The organism is Rhizobium sp. 62_C5_N11_2 (genome assembly GCF_051811185.1).
Lineage (GTDB): Bacteria > Pseudomonadota > Alphaproteobacteria > Rhizobiales > Rhizobiaceae > Rhizobium > Rhizobium leguminosarum.
The window spans coordinates 133,594-153,663 of sequence record NZ_JBPWPW010000006.1 but is presented as its reverse complement, the minus strand read 5'-3'; the positions used below and the strand labels follow the sequence as shown (position 1 = coordinate 153,663).

Annotated in this window: 15 protein-coding genes, 3 pseudogenes and 1 other annotated feature; of the genes and pseudogenes, 6 read left to right on the top strand and 12 right to left on the bottom strand. The window is 57.8% G+C overall.

The annotated features are described in order from the left end of the window. Together AB8B31_RS35465 and AB8B31_RS35460 are read right to left on the bottom strand one after the other, a co-directional pair. Positions 1–335 (bottom strand): UvrD-helicase domain-containing protein (locus AB8B31_RS35465; protein WP_439007741.1); only part of this gene is annotated, 335 nt, incomplete at its 3' end. Further along, positions 320–2,125, bottom strand: a complete 1,806-nt coding sequence (locus AB8B31_RS35460; RefSeq protein WP_439007740.1) for an ATP-dependent nuclease — start codon at positions 2,123–2,125, stop codon at positions 320–322. The genes AB8B31_RS35465 and AB8B31_RS35460, both read right to left, overlap by 16 nt. Before the next feature lie 341 nt (positions 2,126–2,466). Here AB8B31_RS35460 and AB8B31_RS35455 point away from each other — a divergent pair, with 341 nt between their 5' ends. Next, positions 2,467–3,948 carry a DNA-directed RNA polymerase subunit alpha C-terminal domain-containing protein gene (locus AB8B31_RS35455; protein WP_439007739.1) on the top strand — a complete coding sequence of 494 codons (1,482 nt, stop codon included), beginning with the start codon at positions 2,467–2,469 and terminating at the stop codon, positions 3,946–3,948. Positions 3,949–4,087: 139 nt separating this feature from the next. Here AB8B31_RS35455 and AB8B31_RS35450 read toward each other — a convergent pair whose 3' ends face one another. From AB8B31_RS35450 to AB8B31_RS35440, 3 genes are read right to left on the bottom strand one after another with little or no spacing between them, the layout of a single operon-like run. After that, the gene (locus tag AB8B31_RS35450; RefSeq protein ID WP_439007738.1) at positions 4,088–4,624 is read right to left on the bottom strand and encodes an ATP-binding protein; all 537 of its coding nucleotides are present in this window, start codon (positions 4,622–4,624) and stop codon (positions 4,088–4,090) included. Then, on the bottom strand, positions 4,621–6,159 hold the full coding sequence (locus tag AB8B31_RS35445) for a GNAT family N-acetyltransferase (protein ID WP_439007737.1): 1,539 nt from the start codon (positions 6,157–6,159) through the stop codon (positions 4,621–4,623). Before AB8B31_RS35445 ends, AB8B31_RS35450 begins: the two co-directional genes overlap by 4 nt. Next, a complete protein-coding gene (locus AB8B31_RS35440; protein WP_439007736.1) occupies positions 6,134–6,925 on the bottom strand; it encodes a helix-turn-helix domain-containing protein in 792 nt (263 codons plus the stop codon). The genes AB8B31_RS35445 and AB8B31_RS35440 overlap by 26 nt, the downstream gene beginning before the upstream one ends. Before the next feature lie 583 nt (positions 6,926–7,508). On the opposite strand from AB8B31_RS35440, the gene AB8B31_RS35435 reads away from it, so the two are divergent. Both AB8B31_RS35435 and AB8B31_RS35430 read left to right on the top strand, forming a co-directional pair. After that, positions 7,509–8,528 (top strand): N-acetyltransferase, encoded by a 1,020-nt coding sequence (locus AB8B31_RS35435; RefSeq protein WP_439007735.1) that lies wholly within the window; start codon positions 7,509–7,511, stop codon positions 8,526–8,528. A gap of 27 nt (positions 8,529–8,555) precedes the next feature. Beyond that, entirely contained in the window at positions 8,556–9,710 is a 1,155-nt protein-coding gene (locus AB8B31_RS35430; protein WP_439007734.1) for a hypothetical protein, read from the top strand. Positions 9,711–9,763: 53 nt separating this feature from the next. Here the strand turns inward: AB8B31_RS35430 and AB8B31_RS35425 are convergent, their stop codons facing one another. Next, complete coding sequence (locus AB8B31_RS35425; RefSeq protein WP_439007733.1) at positions 9,764–10,858, bottom strand: RHE_PE00001 family protein; 1,095 nt, start codon at positions 10,856–10,858, stop codon at positions 9,764–9,766. A gap of 83 nt (positions 10,859–10,941) precedes the next feature. Between AB8B31_RS35425 and AB8B31_RS35420 the strand changes: the two are divergent. The 3 genes and pseudogenes from AB8B31_RS35420 to AB8B31_RS35410 all read left to right on the top strand — a co-directional run bounded on the left by AB8B31_RS35420 (position 10,942) and on the right by AB8B31_RS35410 (position 14,496). Then, positions 10,942–12,575, top strand: a pseudogene (locus AB8B31_RS35420) (transposase). Between the two features lie 5 nt (positions 12,576–12,580). Next, on the top strand, positions 12,581–13,459 hold the full coding sequence (locus AB8B31_RS35415) for a TniB family NTP-binding protein (RefSeq protein WP_112840497.1): 879 nt from the start codon (positions 12,581–12,583) through the stop codon (positions 13,457–13,459). Continuing rightward, entirely contained in the window at positions 13,456–14,496 is a 1,041-nt protein-coding gene (locus AB8B31_RS35410) for a TniQ family protein (RefSeq protein ID WP_112840498.1), read from the top strand. The genes AB8B31_RS35415 and AB8B31_RS35410 overlap by 4 nt, the downstream gene beginning before the upstream one ends. An 8-nt stretch (positions 14,497–14,504) precedes the next feature. Here AB8B31_RS35410 and arsK read toward each other — a convergent pair whose 3' ends face one another. The 6 genes and pseudogenes from arsK to AB8B31_RS35380 form a co-directional block, all read right to left on the bottom strand. Then, positions 14,505–15,728: an arsenite efflux MFS transporter ArsK gene (arsK, locus tag AB8B31_RS35405; RefSeq protein ID WP_112840499.1), complete on the bottom strand. Its 1,224-nt coding sequence runs from the start codon at positions 15,726–15,728 to the stop codon at positions 14,505–14,507. 2 nt (positions 15,729–15,730) lie between these two features. After that, positions 15,731–17,123 (bottom strand): annotated as a pseudogene (locus AB8B31_RS35400) (FAD-dependent oxidoreductase). 57 nt (positions 17,124–17,180) lie between these two features. Then, positions 17,181–17,501, bottom strand: coding sequence for a metalloregulator ArsR/SmtB family transcription factor (locus AB8B31_RS35395; protein ID WP_112840517.1), 321 nt, complete (start codon positions 17,499–17,501; stop codon positions 17,181–17,183). Positions 17,502–17,582: 81 nt separating this feature from the next. Beyond that, positions 17,583–17,855: pseudogene (locus tag AB8B31_RS35390) on the bottom strand (arsenical resistance protein ArsH); the annotation flags it as partial. Between the two features lie 517 nt (positions 17,856–18,372). Further along, positions 18,373–18,777, bottom strand: a complete 405-nt coding sequence (locus tag AB8B31_RS35385; protein ID WP_112849400.1) for a helix-turn-helix domain-containing protein — start codon at positions 18,775–18,777, stop codon at positions 18,373–18,375. Positions 18,778–18,826: 49 nt separating this feature from the next. Then, positions 18,827–20,058, bottom strand: a protein-coding gene (locus AB8B31_RS35380) for an IS3 family transposase (RefSeq protein ID WP_439007732.1) whose coding sequence is annotated in 2 segments (ribosomal slippage) — positions 18,827–19,767 and positions 19,767–20,058 — 1,233 coding nt in all. Because the reading frame shifts where the segments join, the coding sequence is not laid out codon by codon here. Beyond that, positions 19,658–19,774: a sequence feature (AL1L pseudoknot), on the bottom strand. Its footprint overlaps the gene before it by 117 nt. Positions 20,059–20,070 lie beyond the last annotated feature (12 nt).

Below are 20,070 nucleotides of genomic sequence, written 5' to 3'. Positions count from 1 at the left end.
TGAAACGACGCTGGCACCTCGGGTAACAGCCAGCTATAGGGACGAAGAATGAATTGCAGGCAGAAAGCGTGGATCGTGGAGATTTCACAGCGGTCCGCGATTGCGTTATTGCCGTAGGTGCGCAACCTGGCCTCGATCTCATCGACCGCGGCATTGGTATAGGTAATGCAGCCAATGAACTGTGGCGTGCCGACAACCTGATCGGCCAGCGTCAGCAGCTTGGCGAGAATGACCCGCGTCTTGCCGCTGCCTGGGCACGCAGTCAGAAGCAGATTGCCGTCATGTTCGACCGCCTCGCGCTGTTCCGGTGTCAGCCGGATCATTCGGTGAGCCACTCATACGCCTCCTCGATATAGGTCGGTAGATCGGTCGCGAGGTTAGCGTAGCGCGCTGCTATTTGCGCGAAACGCGCCTTGCCAAAGCGCTTGGCGGTATTGAGCGTGATACGGCCAAGTTCTATGCGTAGCGCTGTCTCGTCGGCGGGGCTCAGTCCCCCGAGCGCAAGCGTTGCGAGCCCATGCTCCATCTGCGCAAGGATCTGCGGCGCGCCGAGAGCGCGAACGGTCTCGATCAGCATTGGCAGGCGCCCGACCGATACCAGTTCGCGTTCGAAAGTGGTGGCGCCCTCGAATGTGGACACAAAGTCGTTTTCCAATGCCACCAGATCGGGCGCGTGGGTTTCCGGATCGAAGTCCTCGGCGTCGGACGGCGTCATATCAGCATCGGCCACGATGGCGCATTTCTTCTCGAGCGATCCGGCGCGGAACAGTTTGGCATAGACGTCAAAGTGGACGCCATGAATCGCAATAACTGAGATGCCGAGCCGCTCAAGCTTCACGCCGTACACTTGCTCGATCATCGCCGGGATCAGGAACATCTCGGCTGGACCTTCGACCAGCATGACCTTGCGGGCGTAGAGCAAGGCGCTCTTGGTTGCGTCGAGGTAGCGCTCGAGATCGGCAATTTCTGGCGCGGTCAGCGCGGCATTGAGCGCGAGATTGCCGGCAGCGATGGTCGCGTCCTCGCGCTTGGTGAGAGATACAATGCTGCTCAGTGGAACCTGAGAGGTCACCTGGGTGCTGTGACTAGTCAGGATGGTCTGCACGTTGATCGCGCGTAGTGCCGCGATCAATGAGAACTGCAATTGAGGATGAAGATGCGCTTCTGGCTCCTCGATCAGTATCAATTGACCGGCTGAGCGATTGAGCGCGATTCGCCGCTGCAGGTATTCCATCAGGATCGCGATGTAGAGGATGTTGTTCATCCCAAGACCGTTGCGGCCAGGTTCGAACGAGGTGAGTGAAAGGTCCGACAGAATGATTTTCAGGTTGCGTATGATAGCGCGGAAGGTTGCAGCGGAGAGGCCGAGAGCCGCGTCCATCTCGAACGCGGGGCCAGAGACATCCTTAAACCGTGCGTCAATTGCCCCTGCTATTTCGGCAATAGTCGCCGAGTTTGCGATCGCCTGATTGGCCTCGTCGAGGATAGCAATTAGGGCATCCTGCTCGGCCGCATCAATCTCGAACGCCTCGATCAGACGGATGAGTGGCGACTGGCGGGGATTGCGCAGGTCGCTCTCGACATCGCGGAGCGCAGGCAGATGAACAAGAAGGTAAGATTGCAGATCTGCAAAACGCACCGACTCGCCGATCCCGTCGTCGTCCCAGGCGATCTCAGTGAGGTCGATGGCAGGGTCACCGCCACCGCGGATTTCCCACTGATAATCTTCGAGGGTTAGCGCCCCTGGCAAGATGTCGCCACTTGCAAGCTGCTCCCGGACAGCTGGCCGCGGACGGAAGCGGTAGAATATACGCGCGCGGTCCGCAGCCGTCTTCCAGGTGCTTACCAGCGCCTCTTCATTCACACGTCCCTCGAACCCAGCCAGTTCAATTCCTATTAGAACCTGGCTGGGTTGGGCGATATCGATCGCGGAGTGGATGTCCTCGCGCATCAGCGCCCGGAAACTCGACGGCAGCATGTTGTCTAGACAAATTTGGATTGCGCGAAGGATCGCGGTCTTGCCAGTATTGTTTTCTCCGATGATACAGCACAGATCATCCGCGACATTCACGTCGAGTGACGCGAATGTGCGAAAATTCTGGATCACTATTCGAGCTACTCGCATCATCCCCCCGGCTGTCACGCGACCAAACACTGCGATTCATGGTTGCATTAAGTGGATGGCCAAAACAAGTGTGTGATCAATCTCGCGCTGCCGCAGAATGGTGCAGGATTCTTCCGACTAACCACTCAAAGCGTCTTTCGACCACAGTTCGACGAGCGAAGCTATAGACGCAGTGTCGGTAAACGGATGTAAAACCAAGTGCTTACATCCGAACTCTAAAGCCCCGCCGTTCTCGCACTGTCCAACAACCGTCGAATAAATCGGAGGCAATCAAAGCAATCGCATCCTGACCAAACCCTAACTGCAAATATTCTCGACGGTTTTGCCCAGTTTCACTATACATGCCGATAAAGGGACTCGTTTTCGCAGAACGGACAGAGGTGGGACATTCATTGCGGAGTAGCAGCTTCAAGGGACTGAGCAAAAGGCAGACCGAGGTCTTGAGGTTGGCCCATCAGGGCCTAAAGGCGCGAGAGATTGGCCAGAAACTGCAGATCAACACCATCACCGTTAACTACCATCTCAGCCAGGCTCGCAAAAAACTGGACGTGAAATCAAGTCGTGTGGCAGCCAAGCTATTGTTTGACTTCGAGGAGAGCCAAGAGCGGGCATCCGAGGGTCGTGCCGAGCCGCTGAATAAATACCTGTTCCTACGAATCGATGAGCTTGAGTTATCAGTGCGCACGGCAACTGCTATCCTTTCGACAGATCGGGTCTTTGTAGGCGATCTGGTGCAGATGACCGAGTACCAGGTGTTACGCTTGCCGAATTTCGGTCGTAAGTCGCTCGTTGAGCTTAAGGAAGTATTGGCCCATTTCGCGCTTCGCTTGGGAATGGATTTACCCGACTGGCCTCCCTACAACATAGAGCAATTGGCGGAAAAGGTATCGATTGCCGAAAAGGTACGCGGCATTCCTCAAGTTAAGCTGGGGACCACCTTCAGGCCGGGCCGAGAGACGCTAGAGATCGACTTCGAGGGCGACGAAAGCGACGAGACAGCCGCATCACATCAAATAACGCAGCAGCTGCATCAAGAATCTCGGCGCAAGTTAGAAGCATTTGCCGAATCGGCAAGATCACTTGATAATCAATACGGTTGGTCGGGTATTACCGCTGCAAATAGACGGTTCATTGCTCTTCTGGATCGCCCCACCGAGGGTATTCCATCGGTTATTGGGCAAGTCTACAGCGCGGCCCTTGAGCTTGGCTCCTTTTTGGAACTGGACAATCAGATACGTTCAGGTGAACTCAGCTTCGCTGAAAGTTTGAGGCCTGAGGTTCGCCGACCCCTAGAGGATTTGGTTAAAACAGTCGCGCCCTGGGTAAGGAGATTTCCCAGCGCTCGTGAAATCGATAACGAAACCGGCGAATTTCTATCACAGATCACCCTTGTAACTCATGCACAGGACGCCACCGATTTTGCAGTGCGCAATGAGCTGATCGCGCAAGATATCGCCGAAGCTGTTAGGGGGTTGTTAGAATCTAGCAGCCGGAAAGGGCCCGTAAGTTACAAGGCATCCACTCGCGGTGTGCTGTCCGTCCGCAATATGGTCATCGCCGCAGCGACCGCTGCGACCACGGTGTGGTTAGGTGCCGTAGGATCCGAATTGGCACCACGATCTGTTGTTGCGCAACGGGCAGCCGAGTTTCTTTCGTCCGCAGAGGCGCCGATTGTCCAGCTTTTCAAGGATCTACCTTCTGATATTCAACTAGCGATCAACATGCTTATCAATCAAATGAACCAAGAACCTTTCACACTACCATCGACTCCACCCGATGGCCGACGTTCAAACATCAGCAGAAAGAGCAAGCCATCTAGCTGAACTGAGCATTAGCGGGCGTGGCAATCTAAACAAATGGAAGTGAGGGGCTGACCTGCTTTGCCATAACCGTCAAGCACTTTCCTCGACCGCTTCGATGCATAGGCACGAACCTTTTACAAAGAAATATCAACTACGCGATCTATAGACTTGTAGCGAATGAGCAAAACTCATCAATCTGCTCATAAGTGAGCAATTTGAATGGGATAGACAGAGATAATGCGATGGTGGAAGCTGCATCGAGAGAACGGGACTGATGGTCGGCAAGCTGACTGAGTGTCAATCTCGAGCGATCACGAGATTTTTCCCCTTCGCGGTTTGTCAGGATCCGCACTGGCTCGGCCTCAAGATGGCCGATAGCATCGGCACCTAGAGCTGCAAACACGTTACTGCTGATTGCCTGCAAACCATCAGCACCGTCAACAATTACATGGCCATCCATCACGACCAGTTGGCTTGTGGAAGCTTTAGCCATCTGAAAGCCTGCAACCAAGAGCCGCTGGTTCTCTTCCAAGTTTTGCAAGCGAAGTAGATCGTGGACATGCACTGACTCGCGCGCTCTACAGATGAGCGATCCGGCAGTCAGGTGCTGAAACGCTATCATCTTCGCCGCTGACCGGAGAAAGGTGGATTTTCCGACTCCTAAGATGCCAACGAATGCAATCGTGCGCTGGTTCATATGTCGAACTCTAAGTTGGCACGATTGAGAAGCCGTGGAAGAACATGAGACCTTATCTTGTAGATCGTCTGTTGCGGATTCCCATTAACAATACCCAAATCTCGCAACTCGTCTAAACCAACGGCTGGATCTATGTAGGCGGCTAAAAGATAGTTGATAACTTTGACCGGCCTAGCTGTTGTTGCCTTCCACTGATCGAGCTGCTGCTCACTGTAGACGGATCGCCCGCCGGTCAACTGCATCAACTCTCTGGTAGAACTTGCGTATGTAACGCTTTCCAAAATGCCTATTGTCGTCATCGCCTGTGACGGGCTTTCCTTAGATGCCCCTTTATAAAAGAACAGTAGGGAGCCCGCCTCTCCAAGCTTAGAGGGCGCTCGGCATAGATAGACCTTGCGGATAGTGTTCCCTGGCCGCGTCGGGCGGTCTGCCCGAGAGGCGCCAACAAAGAAGTCCGGCTGCTTCGGCTTCCAAAGATCGGGATATAAGGTGTCGTGATAGTCTTCTTGGATTGGGATTCCGAAGCCGCGAACCTTCTCAGTTACGAGGAAGCGGGGATAGTTCTTCCTTGCCGCATCGAAAGCGGTCACAGAGGGATCATCGAGTAATTTCGCTGACGAGAATGCCCGTTCGTAGATGAACTCGCCATTATCTTTTGTGCCGGCGCGAATGAAACCGTAGAATTCCAAGAGGTTCATTAGCGCTGCTTGATCCTTATAAGTGGTCAGATACGCGAGGTCGTAGCGGTTGCGCTGGGCATACCAAAGGACTTGCTTCAAGAGCAGTTCACCAAGCTTTACGCCGCGTTTGTCCGGAGCAACCTTAAAGGTACAAACCTTCAGGATTTTGTTGGCTTTCGTCACCGCATCTGTGTCGGTGGCCGTCTCATCTTTCCGAACGATTAGCCCCGCCAGTTCATCGTCATCATATACGACCCAGCATGGGCGGCGCTCGCGAACACACTTCTCACGCCACCAATCATCGAATTCCGGATATCCTTCGCGGAGGCTGTCGAAGAAGCTGTCTTTGTGATTAATGGTATGGGCCTCAACCTCGGCAACATGCCGGATAGGGACCTGTCTCGGCTCGTATGTCTGTGTTAGCAGATCGACTGCGTCGCCAACGAATAGGATACGTCGGCCGAGCTCAGCTGAATGTTTGAATGCACGTTCGTGAAGCCCCTTATCCTGCGTCACGAGAAAGTCGACTACGCCGCTCTTCAGGGCATGGAGAAGCGTAGCATCCACTACGTCATTTGGACGCTTCAGAGCGCCGAATTCCGCCTCAAGATCAGCCTGGCCAAGCCCCCGCTGCTTGCCGAGGACTTGATACTTTGAGATTTTGCTAAGAGATATCCGACGGCGTTCCGCGTTCTTATCGCGGGCTATGTCGTCGCGAGCAGCCTCGTGCACGAAAATCGTGATCTTATGGGCTGAAGCGAGGCTCGAGAATTTGGCGTAGGCTGCTTCTACAGCTCGGTAGTCCTCGAGGCCGATCAGAATATTCGTATCAATGAGATACGACTGTTGCCTCATCTCTCAGGGCCTTTCGCAGATTGCGGCTCGCATAAAGGAATGACTGTGGCGGTTCGAAACCGAATTTTTCGCGTAATTCCGTCAGTGGGATGGGTCGGGAGAAAGGCTTCACTTCTTCAAACAGCAAAGCAAATCCAAACTCTAGGCCATGGAAATAGCTATCGAAATCGTTTCTCTGGATAAATGCCGTGTCCTCAAACTCGGACCAAATTTGCTGAACTGGAAGTTTCAGCACATCTTTGATCTCAGCAATACCCACCATCGCCCTGACGGGCGAAGTCGAATAAATGTAGGCCATGGTTCCGCCGGGAGCCGAGACAGGGAACCGTCGACGAAGCTCTACGGTTTTGCGACCTTGCATAATCTTCTCTGAGTATTGTGGGCGAATGGAAAGCACGACATCTCGTTGCGGACGAAACGGCTCGTCCGCCATGAGTGGGAAAACGAGCTGATCGTCGTTCCCGTACTCAAGGTCGAAAGCTTCCTGTACTCGAAGAACTAGGCGAGCGTCGGCAGGAAAGACAGCATCTACGCGTAGCGATGCGCCGAGTGCTTCCACGTAGCGTTTAACACTCGATAGGTGAACCTCGCCACCCTTCTCAAGCTTCGAAATGGCGGCCTGTTGAACATTCATTCGGGTCGCCATTTCGGCTTGGGTCAGTCCGGAAAGCAGGCGAAGTCGGCGTAGGTCGACACCTGCGGCGTGCTCATCGCGGGGCTCGATTGCCGCTGAAGCCTCGATAATTTTTCCTGTCAATCTGCCCATGCCATGCTGCTCCGTGTTGTGGAGTTGCTACCGCGAAGAAACATTCCCCGCAAGGAATATTCTTTCAGAACGCGGTGACCCAGATAATCCGCCCAAAAATACGCAGATTCATGGTGTTTGCTGGAAGAACCACGCCTCAATCCACGCATATTTTGCCGCACTTAAGCCAACGATGCTCGCTCGATTGACTATACCGACGACGAATCACCAGAAGCGATGATCCCGCGTTGCCGCCGAGTTGTTTGGAACGGCCGCGTCAACTATCTGGCCCGAAAGAAATGACAACCGCAACCGGATGAGACTTCGATGGCAGGTCAATTGCGGCAAGTTATCTCCCGTCATCAATGGCGTGATGGCGGCCCCGCTTCCGGCGAAGGAAGAGCGTTAAGACCAATACGTCATGTTCGAGATCCGATATCTATGCGCGTGCTCGCCGCCCACATTTAAGAACCACCTACAATGTGTTCTTCCACTACTTCAAATTGCGACTTTGCGGTGGTCTATTCACTCCATTGTTGGACTGCATCATATGATTCGGGGAAGGCGCATGGGGCAGACTTTACGGCCGACGAGATTCAAAGACGTGGACCTGACTGACAAGTTCTTCGACAGCCTAAAAGCGCAATATGAGGAGTTTTCCGACTGGTTTGCTCGGAAGGCCGCCGAAACTGCATATGTTATCGATGGAAAGCCAGGGGAAGGCATCCGAGGTTTCCTGTATTTGAAGGTCGAAACTGGAAAGATTTTAGACGTTCACCCTCCCCTACCCGCCAAGCGTCGGCTCAAGGTTGGTACACTCAAAGTCAACGCCAGAGGCACCAAGCTTGGCGAAAGGATCATCAAGCGGATTTTCGACCATGCGATCTTGGAAAATGTGTCGGAGGTATATGTCACGGTCTTCGATACTCATGTATCGCTTGTAAGCCTATTCAAAAGGTACGGGTTCGAACAAAAGGGCGTGAAGTCCACTCCAAATGGAGAAGAGCTCGTTCTGCTTCGGGCGCTGGATGATCTCGCGCATGACATCGTCAAAGATTATCCGCTGATGCAGACGGCGGGAAAATCGAAATGGCTGCTAGCCATCAAGCCGGAATTTCATACCGATCTTCTGCCAGATTCGATCCTCAAGACGGAGGATCCAGCATCCGTAGAAGACGTTCCTCATACCAACACAATCCACAAGGTTTATATCGCGGGGTTATCACTCAATCGTATGAAGCCAGGCGATCTCGTCGTTATTTACCGCACGACTGACATACAAGGCAAAGCGTACTTCCGTTCTGTGGCGACATCGGTGTGTGTGGTCGAAGAAACATATTCTAGAAAGCATTTCAAAGATGCCGGCGCTTTCGTATCTTTCGCAAAAGACCATAGCGTGTTCAGCGAACAGCAGCTAACGGATCGTTACGAGGATGGCAGGCCTCTTTATGTTGCGAAACTGACTTACAATGCCGCTTTCTCGAAGCGTCCAAATCGAGCCGCCTTGCTTGATGTTGTTGGCATAAGTGCGCAGCCCAAATGGGATCTCCGTGCGCTGAGCGACGCGCAATTCGGTAGCATTCTGGATCTCGGCGAAGTCGATGAGAATTTGATCGCTAACTAACCCGTGCTCTGAAAGGTCTGACACGAAATGAATGGGACTTTAGCGATATGGTACGAGCCGGAGGATGGTGGTAATTCCGCGCAAGCGATCCATAAAGACCATGGGCAGCCTAGCCTTGAGATTCACTTCAACCTTTGGCGGGATAATCCGTCAAAGACCAATTTTCTCGACATCGGCCTTCGGTTGTCGGACATCAAGTCAGTCAACCGCATCTACATATACTTTCCAGTATCGCTGCGACTCGACCAGTTTCAGGACTTGAGTACCGTTATGGCGTATGGCCAAACGCTAGACGCGGTTTTCAACATGGTTGTCGAGGTTGGTAGCAAAACCGATCTGCGGTACGAGACGATCAAAAACGGCGAACCATTCGTCACAGTTCACAAGGTCAATATCGGGGATGATCTCACGCTGGAGCCAGTTGAAGATGCGCTTAAGGGGACGGGTTCAACAATTACATTTACCGAGGCTATGTGCACGCGTCTCCGGGCGGGTGGGTCCGGGCCACAGTATCTTCGCTTACGCCTCCATCTGACGGGCAACTCTCAAACGCTTTTCACCCAAGAAATAATAGGGCAGGAAAAGATTTTCGTCAGTTCATCGCAGCGACTTGAGTTAACAGAGCTAAGGCTCAACGAACAACGCAGCTTCCCTCATTCTATTGCAAAGCGGGCTTCTGCTAACGCGTTCAATATCGTCCGTGTGCATTATTTCCTGATACGCGAGCTAGGTCATGCGCTCATAACCCAGCACGCTCCGATCCGTAAAGTGCGAAGGCTGGAGGCAAAACTGTGGGCCTCTTACCTTCGCGGTCGCGAGATCCCTGCCCAAGATGCTGCGGAAGAAGAGCGTCTTCTTTCTCGCCTCATTATATATCATTGGCGAGACGGCTCCGAGGAGGAACCAATTCAGGATTTTACAGCGTTCGCAAGCTTCCAGGCGAGCACTCCCGGTCTACTTTTTTACATGATTGGTGTCGTCTTGCTCGGTGCGGTTGGGAGCGCATTGCATGATCTGGGCAAAGGATACTGGGGCACGACTCAGACCACGCTCCCATACTTGTTGGGCGGGCTTGCAGTTCTCTGGGCAGTTGCGCGTACTGGCGTCTGGGCTTGGTTAGAAACTAGGGCGGGCCAGGTTCGCCGCGCTTTTTTCCGAGCATTGAAACACGTAGGACGATAGCCGGATCGCAGCTAAGATCCAACGGCGGTCCGTGAGGCAAATTTCCCGGGGCTTCATACAACACCCCACGCCCGAAACCTTCCCCTCCCCGTCATCTCTCTGAGGCCAAGCTCCAGAACGATCCGCCGCGCCGCCTGCGGCGTCACATCGAGCGTCTTCACCACCATCCCGGCCGACACCAGCGGCTTTGCCATCACCAACTCAACGAGCTCCGGCAATTTTGAAGATGTCCGGCGCCCTTCCAGCTTTCGCTCCATCAGTGTCCGAGCCAGCGCCAGCCTGTCATGTTCTTTCAGTCCGATCTCGGCGGCCGCGATCAGTCCGTGGGCGATGGCCAGCATCCGGGTTTCCCGGTCGCGATGCCGACGACGATCGACTGGAATGGATTTCAGGCCGACATTGATAGCCGCCAGGTGCGCGCCGGTGGTGATGCCGGCCTGGCGTAGGATCGAGGCGGCAAATAGACGGCCCAGCCAGGGCGCATGCTGCAGGACGACCAACTCGTTCCAGGCATCGAGGACGACGATGGCCTGGAGGATCGCTGGCAAGTTTTCCGCCTGGCGCACCACGCTCCGCCATTCGTCGAGCCTGGAATCCTCGTCCCAGTCGAGATCATAGACGAGCGGATCTTTTTCCGCCGCGCCGCCTCGGCCGGGCCGGGTCGCGTTCTCGATCGCAGCTTCGGAGCGGGCCAGCACCGCATCGATGGCGGCATAGTCGACGCCGGGAAGATTTTCGACGTCGTCGGCGTCATCCCCCTCCCCTTCCGGATCGATTGTGACCGCACGCCGGATGGCACCAATCGTCTGCGCCTCTTCCGTGTCAGCCGACGCAATCTCTGCGGTTTTTCTGAGAGTGCGGACGCCTTCTGCCGACAATGCCCAGCCGGGAAGTTGGGCGGCGATGCGCCGGCGGGTGCGCAGCACGTCGCGGGCGATTGTCAGTTCGTGGGTGGGTGCGCGAATATCTCTGATATCGTCGTGGAGGACGAGGTCTTCGAGGTGGACGAGTTCGCCGTCGATCCAGAGGGACGCGCAGGCGTCGGCAAAATGGGTGCGCTCGATCCATCCCTGCCCTACCGGTGAGCGGGCGATGCGCTCGTCCAGACGCGTCAGAGCGATACTGTGGCTTTTAGTTTGTGATTTCAAACCCGCAAACGTCATACGCCCGTTAGGTTTGGTCGATAAATGCAACACGATTTTCCGCTAACGATTTCAGTGAACCTCCAATTTTGCCAAAGCGATTGCACGATCGAACAACGACGACGGCTGTAGCAATCTCGGCCGACCAATGGTCGACGGCGCGCCGCATAGCGCGTGAGCTGGACAAGATTCTTGATGATGGCGGCTCAAGGCAGACTGCCATTGCGCGTGCGGCGGCCGAGCTGCGGCTGACCGTCCGGCAAATCTACAATCTTCTGGCCCGCTATAGGACCAATCGGACGGTGACAGCCATGCTGCCGCGCACCGCCGAAACCCGGCGCAAGCGGCTTGTGGAAGCGATCGAGGAGATCATCTGCACGACACTACGCGAGCAATGGCTGATCCTGGAGGCGCCTCCGCTCGCACCCGTCGTCGCCGAGATCCGCGCCCGCTGCGAAGAAGCCGGCCTCGCCCAGCCCTCTTATGTCACCGTCGGCCGCCGCATTCCGGCGTTGTTTTCGCCTGAAGAGATTGCCAAGAAACGGTCAGCCAATCTAAAGCACCTGCTGCGGCTGAAACCACGGCCGGGCTACATTCATGCGGCGCACCCGCTCGACGTCTGTCAAATCGATCACACACCGACCGACATCAATTTCGTCGAGGTCGTCGACGGCGGCGGAGTGTTCGTCGGTCGTCCTTACCTGACGATCGTCACCGATGTGGCGACACGAGCCATTCTCGGTTTCTGCCTGACCTTGGAAAAGCCTTCGGTCTTGTCCGTCGCGCTTTGTCTCGCCCAGGCAATTTGCCCAAAAGACGCATGGCTTGCGGCCCGCAATCTCGATCATGCGTGGCCAATGTTTGGCCGGCCGCGGCTGCTCGTCACGGACTCGGCGAAGGAGTTCAAGGGGCATGCGTTCCAACGTGGCTGCGATGACTATGGTATCCGGATTCGCTATCGCGATCGCGGCCGAGTCCACCAGGGCGGCGTGGTCGAACGACTGCTGGGCAAGCTCAATTCAGTTCTCGTCACTTATCCGGGTTCGTCGGGACGCTCGGTGGCCGACCGAGACGAATATCCGTCCGAGCAGCGCGCTCGTCTGAACTTCGCAGATCTGGAGCGATGCGTTGCGCTCGCCGTGATCGATCACAATCTTCAGGAAAATTCCAAGACGCTGAAGGTGCCGACCACGGAATGGCACCGCAACGGGGCGGCTCTGCCTCGCTTCGACGACGATCCACAGCGCGTGCTGCTGAAAGGCAGTTGTCGCCGCAGGGGATCAATATGTTCGCCTTGCACTATTATTCGCCATGGCTCGGTGCCCTCATTCCACAACGTGATCGCCTCGGAAAACTGGAGGTGCGATACGATCCGCGGGACATCAGCCATGTCTATATCCGTGATCCGGAGACCCGGCAGTTTCGACCCGTCGAGCGACGCGACGGTCAGCGAACGCCGCTGACGCTGTGGGAGCAAGAAGCCGAACGGAGCTTCCGGCGCTCAGCAAACCACCGTTCAAGCGTCGAGAAGGTGGCGTTTCGGCGTGATATCACGGCAATTGCGGCTGCAGCGAAACCTACCAAGCGTCAGTTGCGCGACGCAGTGCGCAGCGCGCACGCTACCGCGGCCGTAAAGCCATATGAAGCCGTGCGGCCACAAGCACCGGCTCCCACCGAGCATCCGGCACGCGAGAAGCGCACGCTACCGGTGGAGGACTGGTAGCGGACATGTCGGATCATTTGCTTGACCACGTCCGGCCGTATCTCGAGCGTGATCGAGAAGAACGGATCGCTTATATCCGCGCCCCGCGTTGGATCGGGCACGATGTGGCGAAGGACGCCCACCGGCGGCTGGCCGAGCTTCTGTCCCGGCCAGTGTCATTGCGAACCCAGGGCCTGATGTTGGTCGGCCCCTATGCCAATGGCAAGACGATGATTGCCGAGCGGTTTGCGGTGGAACATCTCAGAACTGCATCCGAAAAGAAAGTGTGGATAGCCCAGACCCGTGAAGGCGCCGGTCTTGGCCACTTCTATGCCAGCGTTCTCCAGGCATTGCGGGCACCTGGCGCCGACATGCGGGATGTCGGCCGCAAGGCCGAGCAACTCGATCATTTGCTGGCTAGCCTCAGACCGAGAGTGCTGATCTTCGATGAATTCCACAATGCGCTCCGAGGCCGAGCCCGCGATATCGAGGCCATCTTTGCCTTCCTGAGGCGGATCGGTCGTCAGTTCGATGTCTCGCCGGTGCTGATCGGCGAGGTCGCCGTCTACGACTTCGTCAACGCCACCAGCGAGATGGCGAGCCGCTTTGATCCGATCGCGGTTCCACGGTGGCAATATGACGAGGACTATCTCATGCTCCTCGACAGCCTCGAGGCGGCGTTGCCGCTCTCCCGATGTTCGGATTTGTCGAACGAACCATTGGCACGCCTGATATTCAGCCTCTCGGAGGGGCTGATTGGCGAGATTGTCGCCATCGTCACGAAGGCGGCCATCGCAGCGATCAAGTCGGGTGCGGAACGCATTACCAAGGCCGGCGTCGATGATCTGCCCCATGTGCCGATCTCGCAGCGTCGCAACTCGCCTCTGCGCCAGAGCCTTCTATGACGGCCGTCGATGATCTTGGCCTGACGATCGACATCCGCGAGCGATACCGTGACGTCGTTTCGGAAAAGTGGCCCGTCATCGTCACGCCGCAGCACGACGAGTTGCTGTCGAGTTGGCTGCATCGGCTCGCTTATGCCAACGGGATTGCGCCGCGACCATTCGCCCGCGTGCTCGGGCTGAATGCCGGGATGTGGTCGGCCTCGCTGGACCTCAAGCTTCCGGCCGACGTCGAGAACCTGCTTCGCGCGCACACCGGCATTTCACCACAGCGACTCTCGGCGATGATGCTGACGCGCTCATCATTGAAACCGCTCCTTTTGCCGCTTCGCAGCAGCGGACGACGCGACAGTTCGACCTGGCTGCAGTTCTGCCCCCGATGCCTAGCCGAGGACGCGCAGCCGCATTTTCGGCAGCAATGGCGGTTGGCGATCCAGGTTTCATGCGCGACGCATCGTTGCGGATTGCGCGACCGATGCCCATCCTGCCGCAGCCGCATTGCAGCTTTCGATCAGACCGAACTCGTCCCACAGCACTTCTGCATTCGCTGTGGTTTCGATCTGCGCCGCGCATCGAAAGTTCCGATGAGCCCGCCGGCTGTGCGGCTGAACCAGTGCATCAACGATATTTGCCGGCTGGAGGCGATTACCGGGTCACTACGCAGCGGCGTGCTCGTCCAACGTCTGCTGCGCATGCCCAGCGTTTCCGATCGCTTTCCGACGGCGTCCCTGAGTAGCCTGTCCACATCGATGCGCATCCGATGTGTCGAACGGCTTGCGAACCGACCAACCGATTGGTTGACCGCCGACGAAGATGCCATGGCCGCACATTGGCGGCGTTCCATCCTCTTGGCGGGTGGCCACGCCCCCTTGATCGCGCAGCATGCGGATGCGCTCGAGCAAAAAAGACACCGACGCCCCGCGACGAGCCGCCGCAAGCCGACGGCGGAACTTTCGGCCCTATTGGGAGCCTATGTTCGGATGATGGAAGATCCTCGCCGGCGACGAACCCGCCACCAGGGTGGGAGGCATTCAGGATGACGATCTGATCAGACGCTGTCTGCTGCCGTCTTCGACCTTGCAAACGGACGCTCGACCGCAAGCGTGATGCCGACGAAGGCAAGCACGCTGATCACGCCGACCGCAGACACCAGCCACAGCGACGCGACGACCCCCATCCCCGACATCGAGGCCGACATGCCGACCGGAGCGAGCGCTGCCGTCAACTGCTTGGCCGATGTGCACCAGCCAATACGGCGGCCATATCCCTCCCGTCCGAACAGCTCCAGTGGCAAAGTGCCGCCGACGATGCTCGTCAGACCGGAACCCAGGCCGACGCAGATGGCGAACAGGACGGCTCCCGCCATCCATGGCGCCGTGGCAAGGAGGATCGCCAGGCCAATCGGCAGCAGCACCGCAGCGATCACGGCAAGCCACATCTGAGAGAGGTCGCGCCCGAAGACGAGGTTAATGAGGCGGCTGGTGACTTGCGCGGGTCCGAACAGCGCTGCCACGAGCAGGCCGGCTGCGCCGAGGCCGAGCGCCTGTGTCAGGGGAACCATGTGGACCAGGATCGCCGATAGGGCATAGCCCTCCACGGCAAAGCCGACGAGCATCAGCAAAAACACCAGCGTGCCGTTGCTCGGGCGCGGTGCATCGTTTTTCAACGAGCGTGGCTCGCCCCGGGCATCGGAAACCGCGCGTGATGTCAGCCTTCCCAAGACGAGGTGCACGGGAAAGCAGACGAAGGCGTTCAGTCCGGCATAGGCGAGGAAGATTTCCCGCCATGAAAGCGCGCCATGCAGCCACGAAGTCATAGGCCAGAACAGAGACGAGGCGAAGCCTGCAATGAGGGTCAGATGGACAATCGACGTCTGTGCGCTCCGCCCGCCGGCCTGGACGATCGCCGTGAACGCCGTTGCATAGAGGACGGCGGCCGAGACGATCTGGGTGAGCGCCAGCGCTATGGCGAAGGTTATGGGGCCAGGCGACATCGCGGTCGCGACAAGCGAGAGCGCGGCGCCGATCGAGCCCGCCGCCATCAGGCGCCCCGCGCCGATCATGTCGGCGAGCCGTCCGGACAACGGGGCAACGAGACTTCCGACAAGGAGGGCAAGAGAGAACGCCCCGAACACCCACTCCGGTGATCGGCCGATATCGCGGGCGATGTCCGGCACGAGAATGCTGAGGGCATAGTACAACGTGCCGTATCCGATGATCTGCGTGACGCCGAGACCCCAGACCGTCCAAAGCGGCAGTTTCCTGTCCTCCATCGTCAAACGCCTTCGCTGACGCGTTCGGATTGCCCGCCGGATGGAGGGCAACCGCAGCCGGACTTCCCCGCCGATTTCGCCACCGCGTCGGCCGCGCAGCACGCATCCACCGCGGCCGGCGCGGGACCTCCGCAACATCCGCCCGACGGCGCGCTACCAACAACTGCGCTGCAAACACCCGTTTCGGGAAGGACGAGTTCGACGCTGCGGGCGGACGCATGGTCGCCCGCGATCTCAGCGACCACCGAACGGACCTGCTCGTATCCGGTCTTCATCAGGAAGGTCGGCGCGCGGCCGTAGGACTTGGAGCCGACGATATAGAAGTCCTTCTCGGGGTGGCCAAGCTCCTCGACGCCGTGCGGCGGTACGGTCCCGCAGGAATGGAGGTTCGGATCGATCAGCGGCGCGAGCGCCGGCGGCGCTTCGACGGCCGGATCGACCTCGATCCTGAGCTCGCGCAGGAACGCGAAGTCCGGCCGGAAGCCGGTCACGACCACGACCTGGTCGACACCGAGCCTGAGCGGCTTTCCACCCGCCTGAGCCTCGATCGAAACGCGGCCGTCCTCGCTGGTCAGGCCTTGCACCGAAAACGAGGTCAGCATGTTCAGGTGCCCGTCGACAATCGCCCGTTTGGCCGCCAATCCGAGCGCGCCCCTCTCGGGCAACTGGTCGTTCAGGCCGCCGCCGAGGAGGCGATCGACGCCGTGATGTCGGAGCGCCCAGAAGATCTCGGTCCGGGGATCGGTCTCCTGCAGTTCCATCAGGGCCAGCGCGACGTTGATGGCGGAATGTCCGCTCCCGACCACGAGCGTCCGCTTTACGCCGGGTACCGGCGACGTCGGGAATACCATAGGACACCCGGTCGGAGAACCGCTCGCCACGGACGGGCAGACCGTTGGCGCCCATGGGATTGGGCTGCCCCCAGGTGCCGGACGCGTCGATGACCGCCCGGACGATGGCGTCGTGCTCGCCGTCTCCGTTTGAGTAGCGGACGACGAACGGCCGTTCGTCACGCCCGATGGAGGAGACCTTGTCGAAACCGCTGCGCGCCACTGCGGTCACGCTTGCTCCGAGCCTGAGCCCGCGAGCAATCGCGGGGACACCGGAAAGCGGCAGAAGGTAGTCCTCGACGATCTCCCGTCCCGTCGGCAGATGGTCCGGCACTGGCGCCGCCCAGCCTGTGGCATCCAGGAGGTTCCGCGCCGCGTCGTCGATGTTATATTTCCAGGGGGAGAAGACCCTCACATGCCCCCACTCCAGGAGCGCCGCGCCGACGGAAGCGCCGCGTTCCAGGATCAGCGGCTCGATGCCGCGCACGACAAGGCGGGCGGCTGCCGCAAGCCCGACGGGGCCAGCGCCGACGACGGCGACGGGCAGGCTTTCATTCGAGGTCATGGCAGCTCCTTTTGTATTTCCCGAATTTTCGAAATATGAGAGCAAAAAAGGGGGCGGTCACACGGCCGCTACCTCCGGTCGTTTGGCGCAGCCGGCGTCGGCGCAGCATTCGTCGACGAGATAGCCGATGAGGGCGTTCATGTCGCGGTAGCTGGCCGTGCAGATTAGTGTCGTCGCCTGGCGTTCCTGCACAACCAACCCGGTGTCCACGAGCCGCTTCAAATGGTGTGAGAGCGTCGACGCCGGGATGTCGAGCTTTTCCTGGAGCCGCCCGACAGGCAGGCCGTCGTCGCCGGCGCGGACCAGCGCCCGAAAAATGCTGAGGCGCGTTACATTGCCGAGGGCTTCGAGCTGGGAGGCTGCTTTTTCGATAATCATGGAAATAGCAATATCGCGGGTGCTGACGCCTGTCAACTATATTTCGATAAATCTCGAAATAAGCAATTAGTCCGGCCGGGCTCAGATCGACTTGAGCTTGACCCGCTGAACCAGCTTCGCCGCGTCTTCCTTGCGCTCGCTGTATCGGTCGGTGAGATGGGCCGAGACATCCCGGGTCAGCAGCGTGAACTTCATCAGTTCCTCGCACACGTCGACCACGCGGTCGTAGTAGGACGACGGCTTCATGCGGCCGTTGGCATCGAACTCCTGAAGCGCCCTGGCGACCGAAGACTGGTTCGGGATGGTGATCATCCGCGTCCAGCGGCCGAGCAGACGCAGCGTGTTGACCGCATTGAGTTATGCGCAAAGGTTGCTCGACCGGACCACGGCTGTCCAAGGCGTGGTTTCCCACCTCGATGCGCAGCGGCGCCACGAGGGCAAGGTCGCGATGCCCGGCATTTCCCTTGCGCGCAGATCGCCTCAACCGGCAACCCAATCCCAAAACTCGGATCAGGCGAATTCCCGGTGCGGGGCCGGACGTTGTGCGCAGTTTGCGAAAATACCATCCTCGCGCCAATAACTCATGTCAACGGCAACGCACTCCGCAGCTGTGTATCCTGAATGATGCAGTTCCCGCCAATAGACGGGCGCGATTTGGGTAGCGTATCGGCACAAGTGATCGAGAGGCACGCCTGCAACTCGCTCCGCTAATCATCCAGCCGATGAAATATTCTTCAAATTCTTCCGGGGACACGACCTTTCGATCACGTTCGGCTACGAGACGCAAAAGCTGCGTGCTGACTGGCATCAAACCCTCTCAATGGTTGAGGCGCTGGCTTATCGGAGTCTTGGTGTTGACTTGCCTTCACCATTATGGATCGTTATTTTCGCCGGCCATCGACTTGGCCAAGGCAACCACGGCTCTTCTTACCTTCGGACCTCGAATTCGCCGGAAGGCGTGATTGAGCTCCCGCCCCTCTACCGTTTGTAAAAACAAGGATAATTCGTCAAATCTTTCTACGCTCTGGGATACCGGTTCCGTTGTACCTCCGTCGGGAAAGAAGAAGGATATTGGAACCTGGAAGATTTCGCTTATCTGGTAAATCTTGCTGGGGCTGACCCGGTTTTTGCCATTTTCGTATTTTTGTATCTGTTGAAACGTGATGCCAAGCCGTTCGCCGAGCGCAGTCTGCGTTATCCTGAGAAACGTGCGTTGCAATCGTATTCTGGATCCAACGTAGATGTCCGTCGGGAGAGGCGTTTTCATAGAGCTCATCCTGTCGAGATGAACCGCGCCGGCTTTACCGGAGACCGTTTGGTTCAAGTTATGCGGCCATAGCTGGTGCGTCCAGCATGGCGTAGTATCGTAGTTCCGCCTCGGCAGGCGGGATATTCCCGATGGGCTCCAGAAGACGGCGGTGGTTGAACCAGTCGACCCATTCGAGCGTGGCAAACTCCACGGCCTCGAAGTTGCGCCATGGTCCCCGTCGATGGATGACCTCGGCCTTGTAAAGACCGTTGATCGTTTCGGCGAGAGCATTGTCGTAACTGTCGCCAACGCTTCCGACAGACGGCTCGATGCCCGCCTCGGCCAGCCGTTCGGAATAGCGAATGGACACATATTGCGAGCCGCGGTCGGAATGATGAACCAGCCCGCCACGTTTGACGGGCCGTCTGTCGTGAAGCGCCTGGTCAAGGGCATCGAGCACGAAGCTCGCGTGGGCTGTTCGGCTTGCCCGCCAGCCGACGATCCTTCGGGCGAAGGCGTCGATGACGAAGGCCACGTAAACGAAGCCCTGCCAGGTCGCGACATAGGTGAAATCGGATAACCACAGCATGTTCGGCGCGGGAGCCTTGAAATGGCGGTTGACGCGGTCGAGCGGACACGGGGCAGACCTGTCCGATAGAGTGGTCTTGATCGGCTTGCCACGAATGATGCCTTGAAGACCCATCATTCTCATGAGCCTTGCGACGGTGCAGCGTGCGACGTCGAAGCCTTCTCGCTGCAACTGTCGCCACACTTTCCGCACGCCATAGACCTGGAAGTTTGCGTTGAACACCCGGCGTATCTCGACTTTCATGGCAATATCATTCCGTTCGCGGGCCGATAGGCGACCCACGTCCGTGCGCTTGGCGACGACTTCATAATAGGTGGACGGTGCAATCGGCAGCAGCCTGCAGATCGGCTCGACCCCGACCACCGAGCGGTGTTCGTCGATGAAGGAAATCATCGCTTCAGTGGGCGGTCGAGCTCCGCCTGGGCAAAATATGCCGACGCCTTGCGCAAAATCTCGTTGGCCTGACGAAGCTCCCGGTTCTCCCGTTCCAGAGCCTTCATCTTCTCAGCCACATCGCTTGGCAGACCTGCCCGCTTGCCGCTGTCGACCTCGGCCTTCTTCACCCATTCGTGGAGCGTATGCGCCGAGCAGCCGATCTTGGAGGCTATGGAAGATACCGCAGCCCAGCGAGACGGATGCTCGGCCTCGTGTTCCGCCACCATTCGAACGGCGCGGGCGCGGACTTCAGGGGAAAATTTGTTCGTCGTTTTGCTTGTCATAGACCCTACTTC